Origin of the sequence: Actinomadura fibrosa (assembly GCF_900659615.1) — a bacterium.
Lineage (GTDB): Bacteria > Actinomycetota > Actinomycetes > Streptosporangiales > Streptosporangiaceae > Spirillospora > Spirillospora fibrosa.
This window is the reverse complement of record NZ_CAACUY010000184.1, coordinates 1-18402: the sequence shown is the minus strand read 5'-3', so window position 1 is coordinate 18402 and position 18402 is coordinate 1. Positions and strand designations below refer to the sequence as shown.

General features: G+C 72.5%; 20 protein-coding genes. 4 read left to right on the top strand and 16 right to left on the bottom strand.

The genetic code is table 11. The annotated features are described in order from the left end of the window. Positions 1-1834, top strand: a 1834-nt coding sequence (locus E1300_RS36765; protein WP_131761732.1) for a Xaa-Pro dipeptidyl-peptidase, incomplete at its 5' end; no start/stop codon positions are given. A gap of 86 nt (positions 1835-1920) precedes the next feature. Here E1300_RS36765 and E1300_RS36760 read toward each other — a convergent pair. The 6 genes from E1300_RS36760 to E1300_RS36735 all read right to left on the bottom strand — a co-directional run bounded on the left by E1300_RS36760 (position 1921) and on the right by E1300_RS36735 (position 7130). Next, entirely contained in the window at positions 1921-2736 is an 816-nt protein-coding gene (locus E1300_RS36760; RefSeq protein WP_131761731.1) for an enoyl-CoA hydratase/isomerase family protein, read from the bottom strand. Positions 2737-2953: 217 nt separating this feature from the next. Further along, positions 2954-3166, bottom strand: coding sequence for a helix-turn-helix domain-containing protein (locus E1300_RS36755; RefSeq protein ID WP_021596738.1), 213 nt, complete (start codon positions 3164-3166; stop codon positions 2954-2956). 116 nt (positions 3167-3282) lie between these two features. Continuing rightward, the gene (locus tag E1300_RS36750) at positions 3283-4881 is read right to left on the bottom strand and encodes an ABC-F family ATP-binding cassette domain-containing protein (protein WP_131761730.1); all 1599 of its coding nucleotides are present in this window, start codon (positions 4879-4881) and stop codon (positions 3283-3285) included. Between the two features lie 192 nt (positions 4882-5073). Continuing rightward, positions 5074-5835 carry an AIM24 family protein gene (locus E1300_RS36745; RefSeq protein WP_131761729.1) on the bottom strand — a complete coding sequence of 254 codons (762 nt, stop codon included), beginning with the start codon at positions 5833-5835 and terminating at the stop codon, positions 5074-5076. Positions 5836-5838: 3 nt separating this feature from the next. Beyond that, the gene (locus E1300_RS36740) at positions 5839-6492 is read right to left on the bottom strand and encodes an AIM24 family protein (protein ID WP_131761728.1); all 654 of its coding nucleotides are present in this window, start codon (positions 6490-6492) and stop codon (positions 5839-5841) included. Beyond that, positions 6492-7130 carry an AIM24 family protein gene (locus tag E1300_RS36735; RefSeq protein ID WP_242619624.1) on the bottom strand — a complete coding sequence of 213 codons (639 nt, stop codon included), beginning with the start codon at positions 7128-7130 and terminating at the stop codon, positions 6492-6494. The genes E1300_RS36740 and E1300_RS36735 overlap by 1 nt, the downstream gene beginning before the upstream one ends. 84 nt (positions 7131-7214) lie before the next feature. Between E1300_RS36735 and E1300_RS36730 the strand changes: the two genes are divergently transcribed. Further along, positions 7215-7610, top strand: a complete 396-nt coding sequence (locus E1300_RS36730) for an ABC transporter permease (RefSeq protein ID WP_131761727.1) — start codon at positions 7215-7217, stop codon at positions 7608-7610. 114 nt (positions 7611-7724) lie between these two features. After that, positions 7725-8855, top strand: coding sequence for an EAL domain-containing protein (locus tag E1300_RS36725; protein ID WP_242619623.1), 1131 nt, complete (start codon positions 7725-7727; stop codon positions 8853-8855). Positions 8856-8996: 141 nt separating this feature from the next. On the opposite strand, the gene E1300_RS36720 is transcribed toward E1300_RS36725, so the two are convergent. Both E1300_RS36720 and E1300_RS36715 read right to left on the bottom strand, forming a co-directional pair. Beyond that, on the bottom strand, positions 8997-10169 hold the full coding sequence (locus E1300_RS36720; protein WP_131761726.1) for a sensor histidine kinase: 1173 nt from the start codon (positions 10167-10169) through the stop codon (positions 8997-8999). A 114-nt stretch (positions 10170-10283) separates the two neighbouring features. After that, positions 10284-11072, bottom strand: a complete 789-nt coding sequence (locus E1300_RS36715; RefSeq protein WP_242619622.1) for a class I SAM-dependent methyltransferase — start codon at positions 11070-11072, stop codon at positions 10284-10286. 87 nt (positions 11073-11159) lie between these two features. Between E1300_RS36715 and E1300_RS36710 the strand changes: the two genes are divergently transcribed. Further along, positions 11160-11729, top strand: a complete 570-nt coding sequence (locus tag E1300_RS36710) for a Uma2 family endonuclease (protein WP_131761724.1) — start codon at positions 11160-11162, stop codon at positions 11727-11729. A gap of 47 nt (positions 11730-11776) precedes the next feature. Here E1300_RS36710 and E1300_RS36705 read toward each other — a convergent pair whose 3' ends face one another. Genes E1300_RS36705 through E1300_RS36670 form a run of 8 tightly spaced genes read right to left on the bottom strand, consistent with a single transcriptional unit; the run spans position 11777 to position 18400 of the window. Beyond that, positions 11777-12169 (bottom strand): metal-sulfur cluster assembly factor, encoded by a 393-nt coding sequence (locus E1300_RS36705; protein ID WP_131761723.1) that lies wholly within the window; start codon positions 12167-12169, stop codon positions 11777-11779. After that, positions 12166-12624, bottom strand: a complete 459-nt coding sequence (gene sufU, locus E1300_RS36700) for a Fe-S cluster assembly sulfur transfer protein SufU (RefSeq protein WP_131761722.1) — start codon at positions 12622-12624, stop codon at positions 12166-12168. The genes E1300_RS36705 and sufU overlap by 4 nt, the downstream gene beginning before the upstream one ends. Before the next feature lie 44 nt (positions 12625-12668). Beyond that, positions 12669-13937 carry a cysteine desulfurase gene (locus E1300_RS36695; protein WP_131761721.1) on the bottom strand — a complete coding sequence of 423 codons (1269 nt, stop codon included), beginning with the start codon at positions 13935-13937 and terminating at the stop codon, positions 12669-12671. Further along, complete coding sequence (gene sufC / locus E1300_RS36690; protein ID WP_131761720.1) at positions 13937-14701, bottom strand: Fe-S cluster assembly ATPase SufC; 765 nt, start codon at positions 14699-14701, stop codon at positions 13937-13939. Before sufC ends, E1300_RS36695 begins: the two co-directional genes overlap by 1 nt. 15 nt (positions 14702-14716) lie before the next feature. Beyond that, positions 14717-15034: a non-heme iron oxygenase ferredoxin subunit gene (locus E1300_RS36685; protein WP_131761719.1), complete on the bottom strand. Its 318-nt coding sequence runs from the start codon at positions 15032-15034 to the stop codon at positions 14717-14719. Next, a complete protein-coding gene (sufD, locus tag E1300_RS36680) occupies positions 15031-16170 on the bottom strand; it encodes a Fe-S cluster assembly protein SufD (protein WP_131761718.1) in 1140 nt (379 codons plus the stop codon). The genes E1300_RS36685 and sufD overlap by 4 nt, the downstream gene beginning before the upstream one ends. Further along, a complete protein-coding gene (sufB, locus tag E1300_RS36675; protein WP_131761717.1) occupies positions 16170-17582 on the bottom strand; it encodes a Fe-S cluster assembly protein SufB in 1413 nt (470 codons plus the stop codon). The genes sufD and sufB overlap by 1 nt, the downstream gene beginning before the upstream one ends. Further along, positions 17579-18400 (bottom strand): helix-turn-helix transcriptional regulator, encoded by an 822-nt coding sequence (locus tag E1300_RS36670; protein WP_131761716.1) that lies wholly within the window; start codon positions 18398-18400, stop codon positions 17579-17581. The genes sufB and E1300_RS36670 overlap by 4 nt, the downstream gene beginning before the upstream one ends. Positions 18401-18402 lie beyond the last annotated feature (2 nt).

The window sequence follows — 18402 nt, the reverse complement described above, 5'->3', positions numbered from 1 at the left end:
GCCCGCCGGGCCGCCGCGCGCCCCGGCCGCCGGCGCCGTGGTGAAGGACGGCGAGACCCAGCCGGTCTTCTCCCGCGCCGACGCGGTCACCCAGACCGTGAACATCGAGACGACGGTGGACAGCGACCGCGACGGCGTGCGCGACCGCGTGCAGATGCGGATCATGCGGCCGAGGGAGACCGACACCGCCGGCCTCAAGGTCCCGACGATCCTGGAGGCCAGCCCGTACTGGGCCGGGATCCTGGACGTGCCCAACCACAACGTCGACATCGACGACCCGCGGTCGCGCGCGCTGGCGACGACCAAGCGCAGCCTCGCCGACGTCTTCCCCGGCATCTACGACAACTACTTCCTGCCCCGCGGGTACGCCGTCGCGAACCTGGACAGCATCGGGACGGGCGGGTCCACCGGCTGCCCGACCTCGGGCGACCGCAGCGAGCAGGCGGGCGCCAAGGCGGCGGTGGACTGGCTGAACGGCCGCGCCCGCGGCTGGGCGCCCGACGGCACGCCCGTGACGGCCGGCTGGTCGACCGGCGACACCGGCATGATCGGCCAGTCCTACAACGGGACGCTGCCGAACATGGCCGCCGCGACCGGCGTCCCGGGCCTCAAGGCCATCGTCCCGATCGCGGCGATCTCCAGCTGGTACGACTACTACCGCGCCAACGGCGGCGTGGTCGCGCCCGGCGGCTACCAGGGCGAGGACCTCGACGTCCTCGCGCGGGCGGTGCTCACCCGGAAGAACCCCGAGGTCTGCGCCAAGATCATGGACGAGATCGAGGCGACGCAGGACCGGGAGACCGGCGACTACGGCCGGGTGTGGGCCGAGCGCGACTACGTCGGGCAGGCCCGCCGGGTCCGCGCCGCGGTCATGGTCGTCCACGGGCTGAACGACTGGAACGTCAAGGTCAAGAACTCCGTCCAGTGGTGGAACGCCCTGAAGGAGGCGGGGGTGCCCCGCAAGCTCTGGCTCCACCAGGGCAACCACTCGACGCCGTTCCGCTGGCGCGTGGAGGAGTGGCTCCGCCAGATCCACCACTGGTTCGACCGGTACCTGTACGGCGTCCGCAACGGCATCGAGCGCGAGCCCAGGGTCGACGTCCAGCACGCCGACGGGACGTGGGAGACCGCCCGCGACTGGCCGGTCCCCGGCACCCGCACCGTGCCGCTGAGCCTGAACGCGGGCCCGGCCGGGCAGCCCGGCACGCTCGACCTCAGGCCCCGGCGAGGCGCGCTCCAGTCGTTCGTGGACGCGGGCAAGACCCGCACCGCCGAGCAGCTCCTCGCCGGCGAGGACCAGGCCGACCCCAACCGGCTCGCCTATCTCACGCCCGCCCTCACCCGGGCCGTCCGGGTGGACGGCACCCCGGCGGTGTCGGTCCGCGCGTCCCTGGACGGGCGGTCGCCGTACCTGACGGCGCTGCTCGTCGACTACGGCACCGACGCCCGGCCCACCGGCGCGCGCGTGGACACCGGTGAGCGCGTCTGCTACGGCCAGAGCGTCGAGGGCGACGAGGGCTGCACGACCCGGCAGGCGCTGCGCACCGAGACCGCCCCGTTCAAGATCATCACGCGGGGCTGGCTGGACGCGCGGAACCGGCACAGCCCGAGCCGCACCGAGCCGATCGCGCCGGGCCGGCAGTACGACTTCCGCTGGGACTTCCAGCCGACCGACTACGTCGTCAAGGCGGGCCACCGGCTCGGCGTGATCGTCCTGTCCACCGACCACGACTACACGCTGCGCTACCCGGCGGGCACGAAGGTAACCGTCCAGCCCGGCACCAGCAGGGTCCTCCTGCCGCTGGCCAGGGGCGGCGACGAGGCGCTGGACTGACCTCAGCCGGAACGACCGCGGCGAGCCCCCCGCGCGGGGGGCTCGCCGCGGTGTTCCTCAGCGCAGTGCGCGTCAGAGGGGCCTGGTCAGGACGTCCGGGAGCCGAAGAGGGCGCGGAGGCGGCCGATCTGCTCCGTGCGCTCGGCGGCGCACTGCTCCTCCAGCGTGTTCTGGGGAGCCTGCCAGAGCAGCCGCTTGGTGGCCGCCGCGGCGCCGCCGTCGACCGCGAGCAGGGCGGTCACGAGGTCGGAGACGGCCTTGTCGAGGTCGTCGCGCGGCACCACGATCTCGGCGAGGCCGAGGCGGGCGGCCTCGTCCGCGAGGACCGTGCGGGCCGTCAGGCAGAGCTCCAGGGCCCGCGGGACGCCCACGATCTCGACCAGGGGCTTGGTGCCGGTCAGGTCGGGGACGAGGCCGAGGGCCGGCTCCTTCATGCAGAACTTGGCGTCGTCGGCCGCGACCCGGATGTCGCAGGCCAGCGCGAGCTGGAAGCCGCCGCCGATGGCGTGCCCCTGCACGGCCGCGACGGTGACGATCTCGGGGCGCCGCAGCCAGGTGTAGCCCTCCTGGAGCTCGGCGATGAAGCGGTCGGTCGCCTCGGCGTCCGCGCCGTCGGAGAAGCCCTCGCCGCCGCCGGAGAACATGCTGAGGTCGATCCCCGCGGAGAACGAGGGGCCCGCGCCGCGGAGCACCACGACCCGCACGTCCGCGGGCAGGGACCGGCCGATCGCGGCGAGGCCCCGCCAGGTGGCGAACGTCATGGCGTTGCGGCGCTCGGGCCGGTCCAGCGTGACGGTGGCGACCGCCCCGTCGACGTCCAGCCGGAGCCCGGCCTCGGCCAGCTCGGCCTCGCCCGGGGCCGTGGCCGCTTCCGGTCGTTGATCGATGTTCGCGTCCGCCATGACGCTTCCTCTCCGCTGTGCCGGTCCTTCGGTGCCCGGCCCGGAGGCCGGTGCGGCGGCGTCGCGGACGGGCGCGTGCGGGCGCGCTGGACGCGCACGGGGCCCGCCCCGCCGTCCACGGGACGGGGCCCATCCTGTCCGCCGCCGCGACCGAACCTTACTCGGTCGGTCGCGGCGACGGATCAGGCGGTGCGCTCTTCCGGGGGTCGGTGTCCGTTCAGGACTTCTTGCCCCGGGTCGCGCCGCCGCGACCGCGCAGGTTGACGCCGGACTCGGTCAGAATCCGGTGGATGAACCCATACGAGCGGCCGGTGGCGGCTGCCAGGGCGCGGATGCTCTCGCCGGAGTCGTACCTCTTCTTGAGGTCCGCCGCCAGCTTGTCGCGCTCGGCACCGGTCACGCGGGTGCCCTTCTTAAGGGTCTCGGCCACGAGTACCTCCCGTAGTGATGTGGTGACCGCTGCGTTATCCCCCGCCATGATCAGTCATTCCCGCGCGTTCGGCTACCCACTCGGCCAGAAAAGATCTGCGGAAGGCACTCCCCAGGTCACGCAAGTGCCACCAGATCGGCAAACTCGTCACTCCAGATGTCTTCGACACCATCCGGCAGCAAAATCACTCTTTCCGGCCGGAGCGCCTCGACCGCCCCCTCATCGTGGGTCACGAGGACGATCGCGCCGGCGAAGGTCCGCAGCGCCGCCAGGATCTCCGCGCGGCTGGCCGGGTCGAGGTTGTTGGTGGGCTCGTCCAGCAGCAGCACGTTGGCGCTCGACACCACGAGCATCGCCAGCGCCAGCCGGGTCTTCTCGCCGCCCGACAGCACGCCCGCCGGCTTGTCCACGTCGTCCCCGGAGAACAGGAACGAGCCGAGGATCTTGCGGACTTCCACCGGCGCCAGGCCCGGCGCGGCCGACTGCATGTTCTCCAGGACCGAGCGCTCGACCTCCAGCGTCTCGTGCTCCTGGGCGTAGTAGCCGATCCGCAGGCCGTGCCCGGCCACCACCGTCCCGGTGTCGGGCTTGTCGACCCCCGCCAGCATCCGGAGCAGGGTCGTCTTCCCCGCGCCGTTCAGGCCCAGCACGACGACGCGGCTGCCCCGGTCGATGGCCAGGTCCACGTCGGTGAAAATCTCCAAAGATCCGTACGATTTCGACAAACCCTCCGCGGTGAGGGGGGTCTTGCCGCACGGCGCCGGATCCGGGAAGCGGATCTTGGCGACCTTGTCGGCCTGCCGCTCGCCCTCCACGCCGGCGAGAAGCTGCCGCGCCCGCCGGTCCATCTGCTGGGCCGCCTTGGCCTTGGTGGCCTTCGCGCGCATCTTGTCGGCCTGCGACAGCAGGGCCGACGCCTGCCGCTGCGCGTTGGCCGTCTCGCGCCTGCGGCGCCGCTCGTCGGTCTCGCGCTGGTCGAGGTACTTCTTCCAGCCCACGTTGTAGATGTCGATCACGCTGCGGTTGGCGTCCAGGTGGAACACCCGGTTGACGACCGCGTCCAGCAGGTCCACGTCGTGGCTGATGACGACCAGCCCGCCCTGGTGGGACTTCAGGAAGTCGCGCAGCCAGACGATCGAGTCGGCGTCCAGGTGGTTGGTCGGCTCGTCCAGCAGCAGGGTGTCGGCGCCCGAGAACAGGATGCGCGCGAGCTCCACCCGGCGCCGCTGCCCGCCCGACAGCGTCCCGAGGGGCTGGGTCATCACCCGGTCCGGCAGGCCGAGGCTGGAGGCGATGGAGGCCGCCTCCGCCTCGGCGGAGTAGCCGCCCAGCACGTGGAGGCGCTCCTCCAGCCGCCCGTAGCGGCGCACCGCCTTGTCGCGCTCGTCGCCGGTCGTGGTGGCCATCGCCTCCTCGGCCGCGCGCAGCTTCCGGATGACCTCGTCCAGGCCGCGCGCCGACAGGATGCGGTCGCGGGCCAGCTCCGCCAGGTCGACGCCGCGCGGGTCCTGCGGGAGGTAGCCGATCGTGCCGGAGGACGTCACGCTGCCCTGCGCGGGCAGCGCCTCCCCCGCCAGCACCTTGGTGAGGGTCGTCTTGCCGGCGCCGTTGCGGCCGACGAAGCCGACGCGGTCGCCGGGGTTGACCCGGAAGGACGCGGCCTCGATCAGCAGCCGGGACCCGGCGCGCAGCTCGATGTCGTTCGCGATGATCACAGTGAACAGGGCTCCCCTGACGGACGGCTCGATGGACAGGCGCGCGAAACGGCGCGCCGCCGCGGTCCGGTGACCGGGGGCGCGCCGGGGTGGCCTGTCAGCTCGGGAGCGAAACCATCTGATCAGTGTACGTGACGCGCCGGCCCGGCGCGGCCCGGCGCGGGGCTCGGCACCGGGCGGCGGTCCGGGGCGTCAGCTCTGGCGCTCGGCGGCGAGGCGCTGGGTGATGGTGTGCTGGAGCCGCTGGAGCCCCGAGGTGCCGACCAGGCCGATCTGGCCCTCCAGATCGCGCAGCAGGACGTCCTCGTTCATCACGACCTCGGACGACTGCATCAGCACCGTCCCCTGGCCGGTGAAGTCGAACTGGTGCTCCTCGCCCGACGAGCCCCCGACCCCGAGGACCATCCGGGCGGTGCCGAGCGCGCCGCTCATGTAGGAGTGGTCGTAGTGGTGGCACGGCGACGGGCAGTCCGCCCAGCCGAGGAGCGCCTGCGGGTCGACCCTGATCGGCGGCTCGACGAAGTGGACCGGCCCGTTCGAGGCGGCCACGAACCGGCCCGTCCCGATCAGCGTCAGGAAGCCCGGGATGATCGACTGCTTGAGCTCCAGGCCCGGCTCGAACGCCAGCAGGTTGCCGGCCCGGACCGTCAGGTTCCCCTCGTCCAGGTCGAAGGAGTTCACGTCGAACCCGCGGTCGGCGAGCACGAGCTTGCCCTGCCCCTGCGCGACGATCCAGTCGTGGGCGTACAGCGGGGAGTTGAAGGTGTGCGCGACGAGCGAGTCGAGCGGCCCCGACGACAGCGCCTCGAACCTGATCTGCCCGTAGTAGGCGATCATCTTGCCCTTCTGCGCGAACCACTGCCCGTTGAGGTCCACGCTGAAGGCGTACGGGTTGACGTTGTCGTTGGACGGAAGCGTCGCCGCGTTCCAGGTCCGCGTGCCGAACGTGCTCACCGGTCAGATCTTCCTCTCGCTGGCCTGGACGTAGACGACGCCGGAGCCGCTCAGCTCCAGCTGGAAGCCCTCGCCGGAGCCGCGCCCGACCAGGTCGCGCAGCCCCACCGCCGTGGTGAGCCGGTTCTGCACCTGGCCGCGGTGGGCGACGTACGCCTGGGGGTCCACGTGGACGGGGCGCTGCGGCGTGATCGGCAGCTCCATCACCCCGCCGTGCGACAGCAGCGCGCACGCGCCGTGCCCCGCGAGCGTCGTGGTGAACAGGCCCTGCCCGGTCACCGCCCCGCGGAGCACGCCGCGGACGCCGCCCTGCTCGCCCATGAACATCGTGCCGACCTGGAGGGTCGCGTCGTGCACCAGCAGGCGGTCGGCCTCGACGTAGAGGGTGTCGGCGCCGTTCAGCTCGACGACGGAGACGTGCAGCCCGCCGTGGCCGAACATGACCGTGCCGTGCCCCGTCACGTGCATCATCGCGGTGCGCTCGCCGGCGACGGCCCGTCCGAGCGTGCCGCCGATGCCCTGCCCGGCCGTGGCGGTCGGCGCGAACGCCACCGAGCCGGTGTAGGCGAGCATCGCGCCGCGCCTGCTGTAGACCTCCTGCCCCGGGCCGACCGGCACCTGGAGCATCTTCGAGTTGATCGACTGGTATCCCGGCATCAGATCTCCAGAATCCCGCCGCGCTCGGCGGGCTGGACGTAGACCAGGCCGTGGCCCTGGTAGCGGAACTGGACGCTCTCCCCCGAGCCCTGGCCGAGCACCGTCCGCCAGTTGACGTCGGTGACGACGTCCTGCTGGAGCTGCCCGTGGTGGCCGATGTAGGCGTGCGGGTCGACGCACAGGGGCGTCTGGGGCGTCACCTCCAGCGCGATGGCCGGCCCCTCGGACAGGATCGCGACGGTGCCGTGCCCGTCCACCTTCGTGGTCGCGAGCCCCTGGCCGGTGCCCATCCCCCGGAGCCCGATGAACTGCACGCCGGTCTGGAGGGAGCCGTCGAGGGCCAGCAGGCTCTCCGACTCCACGAAGAGGGTGTCTCCGGTGAGCTGGACGAGCGTGACCTCGGTGGCCTCACTCGCCAGGTAGACCGTCCCCTGCCCCGTGACCTCCATGAGGGTCATGCCCTCGCCGGCGAGCTTGCGCTTGAGCGCGCCCCGCAGGCCCTCGCCCCCGGTCATCCCCTGCCGCTTGAACGTCATCTGCCCCTCGTAGGCGACCATGGAGCCGTTCAGCGCCCTGATCGTCTCGCCGGCGAGATCGACGGCCAGCATCTTCGAGCCGTTCAATCGAAATTGCGCCACGGACCGAGAACATACCGGGACGAGGGCCGCCCGCACCGGCGCGTTGCGGGTCCGTTGCGTCCGCGGATCGGAAAGGATGTCCTCATGTGGATCGCTCCCGAACGCCGCAGCCTCGGCCGGTGGGCCGTACCCGCGCTCGCTCTGGGGGCCGGGGTGGTGGTCGCCGCCGTCCTGGCCGCCGACGGGCGGACCGGCACGGCGCTGGTCGCGCTCGCCGCGCTGGCGGGCTACGCGGCGTACCTGGCGTACCGCCGGAACGAGCCCGCGCTGCCGCTCAGCGAGGGCTTCGGGTCCGGCCACCGCGCCCGCGCCCACCTGCGGGCCGCGGCGATGACGGGCGACGTGCTGACCGTGGCGGTGGTCGGCTCCCTCGTCGTGCAGGCGCTGCGCGGCGCCGACGTCACCGCCTACGCCTGGCTCGCCCTCGTCGCGGGCGTGACCTATCTGCTGTCGGCGCTCGCCGGCGGGCGCGGGTTCTGACCTGCCGCCGCGCGGCGTCCGATAGCATGATCAACGCCGCGACCTGGGAGAACTGTGCGTTAACTTCTCCTGACAAGTGCCGTTTCGCCGTGCCTGCGGCGGCATGATGCGGTTGTGTCAGCCGTCGATGTTCTGCTTCCGGCGCGCGCGGTGTTCCATCCGGTGGTCGATCTCGGCACCGGCGCCGTCGTCGCCGTGGAGGCGCACGCGGGCCCGCCCGCCGCGTCCCGTCCCGAGATGCGGGTCGATCCCGCGGCCGAGGACGTCCGGCGCGCGGTCGAGGCCGCCCGCGCGACCGCGGACCTCGGCACGGCCCTGCCGCTGCAGATCGGCCTCCGCGCCGAGTCCCTCACCTACGGCGACCCCTTCCTGGCCGAGCTGCACCACGGCCTCGCCGAGACGGGACGGCGGCCCCAGGAGTTCATCGTCTGCGTGGCGGGCGGCTTCCCGCCCGCGCTGCGCCCGACCGTCGCGGGCGCGCTGTCCGCGCTGCGCGGCGCCGGCTACCTGGTGGGGCTCGCGGGCCTCGGTGCCGGGCACGCGCCCCTCGACCTGCTCGTCGACGGCGCCTCCTTCCTGCTGAAGCTCGACCCCGAGCTGGCCCGCCGGTCCGGCTCGGAGCCCCGCCGCTCGGCGCTGGTCGCGAGCCTGGTCGAGCTGGCGCACCGCCTCGGCACGCACGTCCTCGCCCCCGGCCTGGCGACGCAGGACCAGATCGTCCACCTGCGCGAACTCGGCGTGCGGCTCGTCCAGGGACCGGCGCTGGCCCCGCCGGAGTGGCGGCCCGGGATGCCGGTCACCGTCCCCGTCGCGGCCCGGGAGGACCCCGCGCCGGCGCCGGACGCGGGCCTCGGACCCCGAGTCTCGGAGTTCACCCTCCCGGCCGTGACGCTGCCGCACACCGCGACGGCCGACGAGGTGCTGACCGTGCTCAACGCCGAGACGGGCGTCACGAGCGTCGTCCTGGTGGACGAGCGGCAGCGCCCCCGCGCGATGGTGGACCGGACCCGGTTCCTGCTGCGGCTGTCCGGCGCGTACGGGCACGCCCTGCACGCGCACCGGCCCGCCGCGCGGCTGGCCGACCAGCCCCGCCCCGTCCCGCGGACGGTTCCCGCGGTTGCGGCGCTGCGGGCCGCGGGCCGCGAGACCGAGCGCGTCTACGACGACCTGGTCGTGGTGGACGAGGTCGGGCGCTGCCTCGGCATCGTCCGCGTCGCCGACCTCATCCGGGGCCTGTCGCCCTGAGATCGTCCGTGCCGCCTCAGCACGGTTCCATCGACACAATCCCGTCATCACGGGCGGAACGGCCGGTCGCGGCCGTCTCCCGGGCGAGAACGGCCATCTGGACACCGGGCCGCCGTGGCTCCGGCCGACCCGTGGGGCGGATCATGACGCCCGCTCCACCGGCCCGGCGGGCAGCTCGGCGTGCACGCGCCAGCGGCCGTCCTCCGGCCCCGCCGCGAACGCGCCGGACAGCATGGTCGCCCGCTCCCGCATGCCGATCAGCCCGCTCCCCGTCCCGGGCAGCCGCGCCCCGTCCCGGCCGAGCGGGCTCAGCACGTCGATCACCACGCGGTCCGCGGCGTACTCGACCCGGACCTCGGCGCGGCCGGACCCCGCGTGCTTCAGCGCGTTGGTCAGCGACTCCTGGACGATCCGGTAGGCGGCCAGCTCGACCGCGGCGGGCAGCTCGGGCCGCTCCCCCGCGACCTCCAGCTCCGCCGACAGGTCGCTGCGCGCGGTCCGCTCGACCAGCCGCCCGAGCCCGGCCAGCCGCGGCGCGTCCAGGGCGTCGTCGCCGCCGTCCCGCAGCAGCCCGATCATCCGGCGCATCTCCGCCAGCCCCTGCACGCTGTTCTCCCGGATGACCTCCATCGCCCGGGCGACGGCGGCGCGGTCCAGATCGGGGACCCTCAGCACGGCCGAGGAGTGCAGGGCCACCACGCTGAGATGGTTGGCGATCACGTCGTGCAGCTCGCGGGCCATCCGCGCCCGCTCGGCGTTCACCGCGGCCTGCCGGTCCAGCTCGGCCAGCCGCGCGACCTGCTCGGCGCGCTCCCGCTCGGCCTCGGCCTTGAAGCGGTGCTCCCGCACGGCCATCGCGGTCAGCACCGGCCCGACCCACGTCACCCCGGCCAGCGCCCCCGTGATCACCCCGGCGCGCCCGCTGTGCGCGAGGGCCCCGACGATGCCCGCCGCGGCGAGCGTCGCGGCCGCGGTGAGGCCGAGCAGCGGCTCCGCCGTCCGCCGCCGCCCGTACAGGCTCGCGGCGTACAGCGCGTCCCCGTAGATGACCGCGGTGGCCAGGCTCGGCCCCATGGCCACGTCCGCGAAGTTGAACGGCGTCGCCAGGGCCAGGCCGGTCAGCGGGGCCGTCCGCCGCAGCAGCGTCGCCGAGCAGAGCCCCGCGAGCACCGCGACCCGGAGGCCGAGCGGCGCGTCCCAGTCGTCGGTCCACAGCGAGTACCCGTGCGCGGCGAGCAGCAGCAGCCCGCCCGACAGCGCGCCGAGCGCGATGAGGGCGTCCTGGCGGGTGGTGAGGCGTCGAAGCGGTGACACGCCCCCATCTCAGCATCCCGGAAGGACATCGCGCGTCCCACCTTGCGTGGACGCACCGTACCTCCCCCGAATGCCCCCCGGACCTTCACCTCCGAGGGCCGCGAACCCCCGCCTTCACACGGTTCCGCGCAGGGCCCGCGCCGCCAGCGTGACGATCGGGAGGTCGAACTCCCCCTCGGCCGTCTCCGGCTCCGACCGCAGGTAGGCGAGCACGCGGGCCTTGACCTCCTCCCGCTCCGCCTCGTCCAGGACGAGCATGTGCGAGTGGGTGGCGATCGTGGCGACCATCGACTCCGCCGTCCGCCGCTGGGCGTGCGGGAACTCCTCCCGCGCGAACCGCGGGAACCACCGCGTCTCGGGCACCTCCTTGGGACCCCACCTGGTGAACGAGACGCTGCTCCGCGACAGCCGCTTCATCTCCGCGACCCACGGCACCCGGTCGTCGTCGGTGTTCCACAGCCCGGCCAGCACCCCGCCCGGCGCCAGCACCCGGTGGATCTCCGGCAGCGCCCGGTCCAGGTCGAACCAGTGCATGGCCTGCCCGACGACGACCGCGTCCACGGCGCTGTCGTCGAGCGGGATCGCCTCCGCGCCGCCCTTGAGCGCGCGGACCTCCGGGACCCGGCGACGCATCTCGTCCAGCATGTTCGCGTCGGGCTCCACCGCGACGACGTCCGCCGCGTCCAGCCCGATCCGCAGCAGCACCTGCGTCAGCTTGCCGGTGCCCGCCGCGAGGTCCAGGACGCGCAGCGGCGCCCGTCCCGCCACCGGCTCCAGCGCCCACCGCACGGCCGCGTCGGGATAGTCGGGCCGCTCGTCCGCGTACATGGCGGCACTGCCCCCGAACGACCCCGCCCGCCGAGCCACCAGTTCCGGATCATCACCAGGAAACGCATCCCTCACACCACACGAGCCTAGGACGCCAACCATCCACCCACGCATCCGCCCAAGGCCAAGAGGCACAACGATCCGCTCCATTAGGGTGACGGCATGCAGCTGGACGGACGCGTACGCCCGACCTTGGCAGCGACGCGTGACCGACTGGCGGACTTCGCCGAGGCTCGGGGCTTCCCCATCACCAAGGTGGAGGCAGTCGGTGACCGGGTCGTGGTGTCCGTCGGCACGCATAGGGAGCGCGACGCCACCATCGCTTACATAGCGGACCAAATCCCGCGCGAGATCTCCTGCAAGCTCACGGGGGTTCCTCTCCGACTCACCTCAGAGCAGGGAATCCTGGTGCCCGATCTCGTCGTCCCGGAGAGTTCGGAACCCGGCGTGAGGCTGTGGGCGCACGAGACCGAGTTGCTGGTCGAAGTCGTCTCGCAGGGCAACTTCCGTGAGGACCACGAGGGCAAGCGGCTGCGGTATGCGAAGTCCGGCGCACCCCAATACCTGCTCGTCGATCCGCGGGACGGCATCTGCGTCCTCAACACAGGACCGCTCAAGGGAGAGGGCAGGTACAAGGACGTCGTGACCTTCAAGTTCGGTGAGCCCATCGCCGGTGTGCTGTGCATGGACGGCGCGGATCTCGATACGTCCGAGTTCCTCCGCTACACGTGACGAGGCCGCCGCCCCGGGTGGGGGCGGCGGCCTCGTGGTGCTGGTCGTCAGACGTTGAAGCCGAGGGCGCGGAGCTGGTCGCGGCCCTCGTCGGTGATCTTGTCGGGGCCCCACGGCGGGAGCCACACCCAGTTGATCTTGACGTCCTTGACGAGGCCCTCCAGCGCGCTGTGCGCCTGGTCCTCGATCACGTCGGTGAGCGGGCAGGCGGCGCTGGTGAGCGTCATGTCGAGGGTGGCGACCTCGTCGGCGAGGTCGACGCCGTACACGAGGCCGAGGTCGACGACGTTGATCCCCAGCTCGGGGTCGACGACGTCCTTGAGCGCTTCGAGGATCTCCTCCTCGGCCGCGTTCGCGGGGACGGCGGGCCCCCCGGTCTCCTCGGCCGGGGTCCCCTCGGCCTGCTCCGGCGCCGTGCCGGTCGCTGGGGTGTCGGTCATGATGCCTCTCCGAGTGCTCGGGCGGTCGCGTCCTTCCACGCCATCCAGGCGAGCAGGGCGCACTTGATCCTTGCGGGGTACTTGGAGACCCCGACGAAGGCGACGGCGTCCTCCAGGACGTCCTCGTCGGGCTCGGTGTCCCGGCCGCGCGACTGCATCAGCGCGAGGAACTCCTCCCCGACCGCCATCGCCTCCTTGACGGACTTGCCGATGACCAGGTCGGTCATCACCGACGCGCTGGCCTGGCTGATCGAGCAGCCCATGGCGTCGTACGAGACGTCCGCGACGGTGGCGTCCTGGCCCTCGCCGTCCAGGTGGACGCGGAGGGTCACCTCGTCGCCGCAGGTGGGGTTGACGTGGTGGGCCTCGCCCTCGAACGGCTCCCGCAGCCCTTTGTTGTGGGGGTTGCGGTAATGGTCCAGGATGACCTCCTGGTACATCGCCTCGAGCTGCATGTCGTCCTTTCCGAGCGTTTCCTTCGCTACAACCCCAGGGCCCGTCAGGCTGTTCCGAAGAACTTTTGAGCCTGGCGCACCCCGTCGGCGAGCGCGTCCAGGTCCGCGAGGGTGTTGTAGACGTAGAACGTCGCGCGGGTCGTCGCCGGGATGCCGAAGCGGCGGCAGATCGGCCACGCGCAGTGGTGGCCGACGCGCACCTCGACGCCCAGCTCGTCCAGGACCTGGCCGACGTCGTGGGGGTGGATGTCCTCGACGGTGAACGACACGGCGCCGCCGCGGGCCTCGGAGGTGCCCGGGCCGATGATCCGGACGCCGGGGATCTCGGTGAGCCGCTCCAGCGCGTAGGCGGTCAGCGCCTCCTCGTGGGCCTGCACGCGGTCCATGCCGATCGCGGCGAGGTAGTCGCAGGCCGCGCCGAGCCCGATCGCCTGCGCGGTCATCGGCACGCCGGCCTCGAACCGCTGCGGCGGGGGCATGAAGGTCGTGTTCTCCATGTGCACGACCTCGATCATGGAGCCGCCGGTGATGAACGGCGGCATGGCCTCCAGCAGCTCACGGCGGCCCCACAGGACGCCGATGCCGGTCGGGCCGAGCATCTTGTGGCCCGAGAAGGCCAGGAAGTCGGCGCCGAGGCTCGCCACGTCCACCGGCTGGTGCGGCACCGACTGGGCACCGTCCAGCAGGACGAGCGCGCCGACGGCGTGCGCGCGGTCGGCGATCCGCTGGACCGGCGGGACGGTGCCGAGCACGTTCGACTGGTGCGTGAGCGCGACGAGCTTCGTGCGCTCGTTGACCAGGTCGTCGAGGCCGTCGAGGTCGAGGCGGCCGTCGTCGGTGATGCCGAACCAGCGCAGCGTGGCGCCCGTCCGGCGGCAGAGCTCCTGCCACGGGACGAGGTTGGCGTGGTGCTCCATCTCGGTGACGACGATCTCGTCGCCGGGGCCGACCCGGAAGCGCTCGGCCTCGGGGCCCGCGGTGGCGGCGTTGCTCATCGCGTACGCGACGAGGTTGATGCCCTCGGTCGCGTTCTTGGTGAGGACGATCTCGCCGGGCACGGCGCCGATGAACCGGGCGATGGAGGCGCGGGCGTCCTCGTAGGCCTCGGTCGCCTCCTCCGACAGCAGGTGCGCGCCGCGGTGGGGGGCGGCGTTGTGCCGCTCGTAGAACTCCCGCTCCGCGTCCAGCACCTGGACGGGCTTCTGCGAGGTCGCCCCCGAGTCCAGGTAGACGAGGGGACGCCCGCCGCGGACGGTGCGGCGCAGGAGCGGGAAGTCCTTCTTCAGCTCCTCCGGGAGCAGGGTCCCGGTCATCAGGCCACGCCCGCCTTCACGTACTTCTCGTAGCCCTCGTTCTCCAGTTCCTCGGCCAGCTCGGGGCCGCCCTGGGCGACGACGCGGCCCGCGGCGAACACGTGGACGAAGTCCGGCTTCACGTACCGCAGGATGCGGGTGTAGTGGGTGATGAGCAGCACGCCGGTGTCGCCGCCGGCGGAGAACCGGTTGACGCCCTCGGAGACGACCTTGAGCGCGTCGACGTCGAGGCCGGAGTCGGTCTCGTCCAGGACGGCGATCTTCGGCTGGAGCATCTCCAGCTGGAGGATCTCGTGGCGCTTCTTCTCGCCGCCGGAGAAGCCCTCGTTCAGGCTGCGCTGGGCGAACGCCGGGTCGATGGACAGGTCGTCCATCGCCTTCTTCATCTCCTTGGAGAACTCGCGCAGCTTCGGGGCCTCGCCGCGGACGGCGGTCACGGCCGAGCGCAGGAAGTTGGAGACCGAGACGCCGGGGACCTCGACCGGGTACTGCATCGCGAGGAACAGGCCGGCGCGGGCGCGCTCGTCGACGGACATGCCGAGGACGTCCTCGCCGTCGAGCGTGACGGAGCCGGAGGTGACCTCGTACTTCGGGTGCCCGGCGACCGCGTACGCGAGGGTGGACTTGCCGGAGCCGTTCGGGCCCATGATCGCGTGGGTCTCGCCGGCCTTCACGGTCAGGTCGACCCCGCGCAGGATCTCCTTGGTCCCGTCCGCGCCGTCGGCGACGGAGACGTGGAGGTCGCGGATCTCTAGGGTGGCCATAGTGCTTGCGTTTCCTTAGTCGTCGGTGCCGAGCGAGACGTAGACGTCGCCGTCCTCGACCTTGACCTTGTAGGTGGCGACCGCCTGGGTGGCCGGCGGGTTGGTGGGCTTTCCGGTGCGCAGGTCGAAGCAGGACCCGTGCAGCCAGCACTCGATGGTGCCGTTGTAGATCTCGCCCTCGGAGAGGGAGACCTCGGCGTGCGAGCAGATGTCGCTGAGCGCGAACACGTCGTCGCCGGCGCGGGCGATCGCGACGGGCGTGCCGTCGACCTCGACGCCGAGCGCGCCGTCGGCGGGGACGTCCGCGAGGGGGCACACCTTGACGTACGTCATCGGGCGCCCGCCCCGGAGTCGAGCTCGGCCTCGATGGCCGCGCGGACCTTCTCGCGGACCTCGGCGACCTCGATGCGCTCGACGAGCTGGCCGAGGAAGCCCCGCACCACCATGCGCCGGGCCTCGTCGAACGTGATGCCGCGGGCCTGGAGGTAGAACAGGTGCTCGTCGTCGAGGCGGCCGGACGCGGAGGCGTGCCCGGCGCCGGCGACCTCGCCGGTGAGGATCTCCAGGTTCGGCACCGAGTCGACGCGCGTCCCGTCGGTGAGGACGAGGTTGCGGTTGAGCTCGTAGGTGTCGGTGCCCTCGGCCTCCGCGCGGATGATCACGTCGCCGATCCAGACGGCGTGGGCGTCGCGGTCCTGGAGGGCGCCGCGGTAGTCGACGCGGCTGCGGCAGTGCGGCACGGCGTGGTCGACCAGGAGGCGGTGCTCCAGGTGCTGGCCGCCGTCGACGAAGTACACCCCGTACAGCTCGGCGTCGCCGCCGGGCCCGTCGTAGGCGACGGACGGCGAGATCCGGACGAGGTCGCCGCCGAGCGAGACGTTGTGCGACACGAACCGGGCGTCGCGGCCGATCCGCGCGTGCTGGTGCGAGACGTGCACGCCGTCGTCGGCCCAGTCCTGGAGGCTGATCACCGAGAGGCGGGCGCCGTCGCCGACGACGAACTCGACGTTGTCGGCGTAGGTGGCGGAGCCGCGGTGCGTGAGCACGACGGTGGCCTGCGCGAACGGTTCGAGGATGACGGTGGTGTGCCCGTAGGACGCGGCGGAGGCGTCCTCGCCGCGCAGCCGCAGGACGGTCGGCGCCGAGGCGACGGCCTCCTTCGGGACGGTCACGACCGTCGCCTGCGTGAACGAGGCCCACGCCTGGGCGCTGACCCGGTCGGCGGGCGTGTACGCCCGGCCGAGGCGGGCGTCGTCGCGGCCGACGGTCTCGACGGTCACCTCGGGCGCCGCCTCGACCTCCAGGACGACCTTGCCGTGCGGTTCGGCGGTGCCGTTGTGCAGGCCGCGGAGGCGGCGCAGCGGCGTGAACCGCCACTCCTCCTCGCGGCCCGTGGGCACGTCGAAGTCCCCGACCTCGAACGACGCCTTCTCGTGCAGCGTCGTCAGAGGCTTCGTGTCCAGCCCCATCAGCCGACGGCTCCTTCCATCTGCAGCTCGATGAGCCGGTTCAGCTCGAGGGCGTACTCCATCGGCAGCTCGCGCGCGATCGGCTCGACGAACCCGCGCACGATCATCGCCATAGCCTCGTCCTCGGTGAGCCCGCGGCTCATCAGGTAGAACAGCTGGTCCTCCGAGACCTTGGAGACGGTGGCCTCGTGGCCCATCTCCACGTCGTCCTCGCGGACGTCCACGTAGGGGTAGGTGTCGGACCGGCTGATCTGGTCGACCAGCAGCGCGTCGCACTTGACGGTGGACTTGCTGTGCTCGGCGCCCTCCTGGATCTGGACCAAACCCCGGTAGGACGTGCGGCCGCCGCCCCGCGCCACCGACTTGGACACGATGGTGGACGAGGTGTTGGGCGCGGCGTGCACCATCTTGGCGCCGGCGTCCTGGTGCTGGTCCTCGCCCGCGAAGGCGATGGACAGCGTCTCGCCCTTGGCGTGCTCGCCCAGCAGGTAGACGGCCGGGTACTTCATCGTCACCTTGGAGCCGATGTTGCCGTCGATCCACTCCATGGTGGCGCCCTCGTAGGCGACGGCCCGCTTGGTGACGAGGTTGTAGACGTTGTTCGACCAGTTCTGGATGGTCGTGTAGCGGACGCGGGCGTCCTTCTTCACGACGATCTCGACGACGGCCGAGTGCAGCGAGTCCGACTTGTAGATCGGCGCGGTGCAGCCCTCGACGTAGTGCACGTAGGAGCCCTCGTCCGCGATGATCAGCGTCCGCTCGAACTGGCCCATGTTCTCGGTGTTGATCCGGAAGTAGGCCTGGAGCGGGATCTCCACGTGCACGCCCGGCGGGACGTAGATGAACGAGCCGCCCGACCACACGGCGGTGTTCAGCGCGGCGAACTTGTTGTCGCCGACGGGGATCACCGAGCCGAAGTACTCCTCGAAGATCTCCGGGTGCTCGCGCAGCCCGGTGTCGGTGTCGAGGAAGATGACGCCCTTCTCCTCGAGGTCCTCGCGGATCTTGTGGTAGACGACCTCGGACTCGTACTGGGCGGCGACGCCGGCGATGAGCCGCTGCTTCTCCGCCTCGGGGATGCCGAGCTTGTCGTAGGTGTTCTTGATGTCCTCGGGCAGGTCCTCCCAGGAGGCGGCCTGCTTCTCGGTGGAGCGGACGAAGTACTTGATGTTGTCGAAGTCGATGGCCGACAGGTCCGAGCCCCAGGAGGGCATCGGCTTCTTGTCGAACAGCCGGAGCCCCTTGAGGCGCAGGTCGAGCATCCAGTCCGGCTCGCCCTTCTTGGCCGAGATGTCGCGGACGACGTCCTCGTTCAGGCCGCGTCGGGCGGAGGCACCGGCCGCGTCAGGGTCGGCCCAGCCGAACTTGTACCTGTCGAGCCCCTCCAGCTCGGGGTGGGCTGCCGTAGTCATAGGGATGTCCTCCCGGACTCCTCGTCACTGTTCGATGTCGTTTCGGGGGACGCTTCGAGCGCGTCTCCCGCGTCCCCCTGGGGGGTGACGCCGCCCGCGGCGGGATCCTCCGCCGCCCCGCCCCCGCAGAGGGAGCGCGAGCTGACGTGGGTGGTGCAGATCCCGTCGCCGTGGGCGATGGTCGCCAGCCGCTGGACGGGCGTGCCCAGCAGGCGGCTGAACGCCTCCGTCTCGGCCTCGCACAGCTGCGGGAACTCCGCGGCGACGTGCGCGACCGGGCAGTGGTGCTGGCAGAGCTGGTCGCCGGCGCCCTGGGGGGCCTTGGCGGCGGCGGCCGCGTAGCCGTCGCCCGACAGGGCCTCGGCGAGCGTGCGGACCCGCTGGTGGGGCGGGGCCGCCTGCACGACGGGGCGGTAGCGCCGTTCGAGGTCGGCGATCTGCCGCCGGGCGAACTCGGTGACCGCGCCGTCGCCGGCCGTCTCGGCGAGGAAGCGCAGCGCGCTGCTCGCCAGGTCGTCGTAGGCGTGCACGAACGCGCTGCGCCCCGCGTCGGTGATGGCGAACCACTTGGCGGGACGGCCGCGCCCGCGCCGGGTCTGGGCGGGCCTGGCGCGGCGGACCTCGATCATGCCCTCGGCCAGCAGCGCGTCCAGGTGGCGGCGGACCGCGGCCGGCGTGAGGCCGACGCGCTCGCCGAGGGCGGACGCGGTGACCGGGCCGTGCTCCAGGATGAGCCGGGCGACGCGGGCGCGGGTGTCGCGCTCGGTGTTGCCGCCGGACTGGGCGCCGGGGCGGGCTCCCCTGGCGGTGCCGGACACGG

What these genes read in the sequence shown, in the direction of transcription:
- E1300_RS36685 (WP_131761719.1), bottom strand. Translation starts at nt 15,034, where the DNA reads ATGACGTACGTCAAGGTGTGCCCCCTCGCGGACGTCCCCGCCGACGGC.
- sufC (WP_131761720.1), bottom strand. Translation starts at nt 14,701, where the DNA reads ATGGCCACCCTAGAGATCCGCGACCTCCACGTCTCCGTCGCCGACGGC.
- E1300_RS36710 (WP_131761724.1), top strand. Translation starts at nt 11,160, where the DNA reads ATGCAGCTGGACGGACGCGTACGCCCGACCTTGGCAGCGACGCGTGAC.
- sufU (WP_131761722.1), bottom strand. Translation starts at nt 12,624, where the DNA reads ATGCAGCTCGAGGCGATGTACCAGGAGGTCATCCTGGACCATTACCGC.
- E1300_RS36730 (WP_131761727.1), top strand. Translation starts at nt 7,215, where the DNA reads ATGTGGATCGCTCCCGAACGCCGCAGCCTCGGCCGGTGGGCCGTACCC.
- sufD (WP_131761718.1), bottom strand. Translation starts at nt 16,170, where the DNA reads ATGGGGCTGGACACGAAGCCTCTGACGACGCTGCACGAGAAGGCGTCG.
- sufB (WP_131761717.1), bottom strand. Translation starts at nt 17,582, where the DNA reads ATGACTACGGCAGCCCACCCCGAGCTGGAGGGGCTCGACAGGTACAAG.
- E1300_RS36695 (WP_131761721.1), bottom strand. Translation starts at nt 13,937, where the DNA reads ATGACCGGGACCCTGCTCCCGGAGGAGCTGAAGAAGGACTTCCCGCTC.
- E1300_RS36705 (WP_131761723.1), bottom strand. Translation starts at nt 12,169, where the DNA reads ATGACCGACACCCCAGCGACCGGCACGGCGCCGGAGCAGGCCGAGGGG.
- E1300_RS36760 (WP_131761731.1), bottom strand. Translation starts at nt 2,736, where the DNA reads ATGGCGGACGCGAACATCGATCAACGACCGGAAGCGGCCACGGCCCCG.
- E1300_RS36740 (WP_131761728.1), bottom strand. Translation starts at nt 6,492, where the DNA reads ATGCCGGGATACCAGTCGATCAACTCGAAGATGCTCCAGGTGCCGGTC.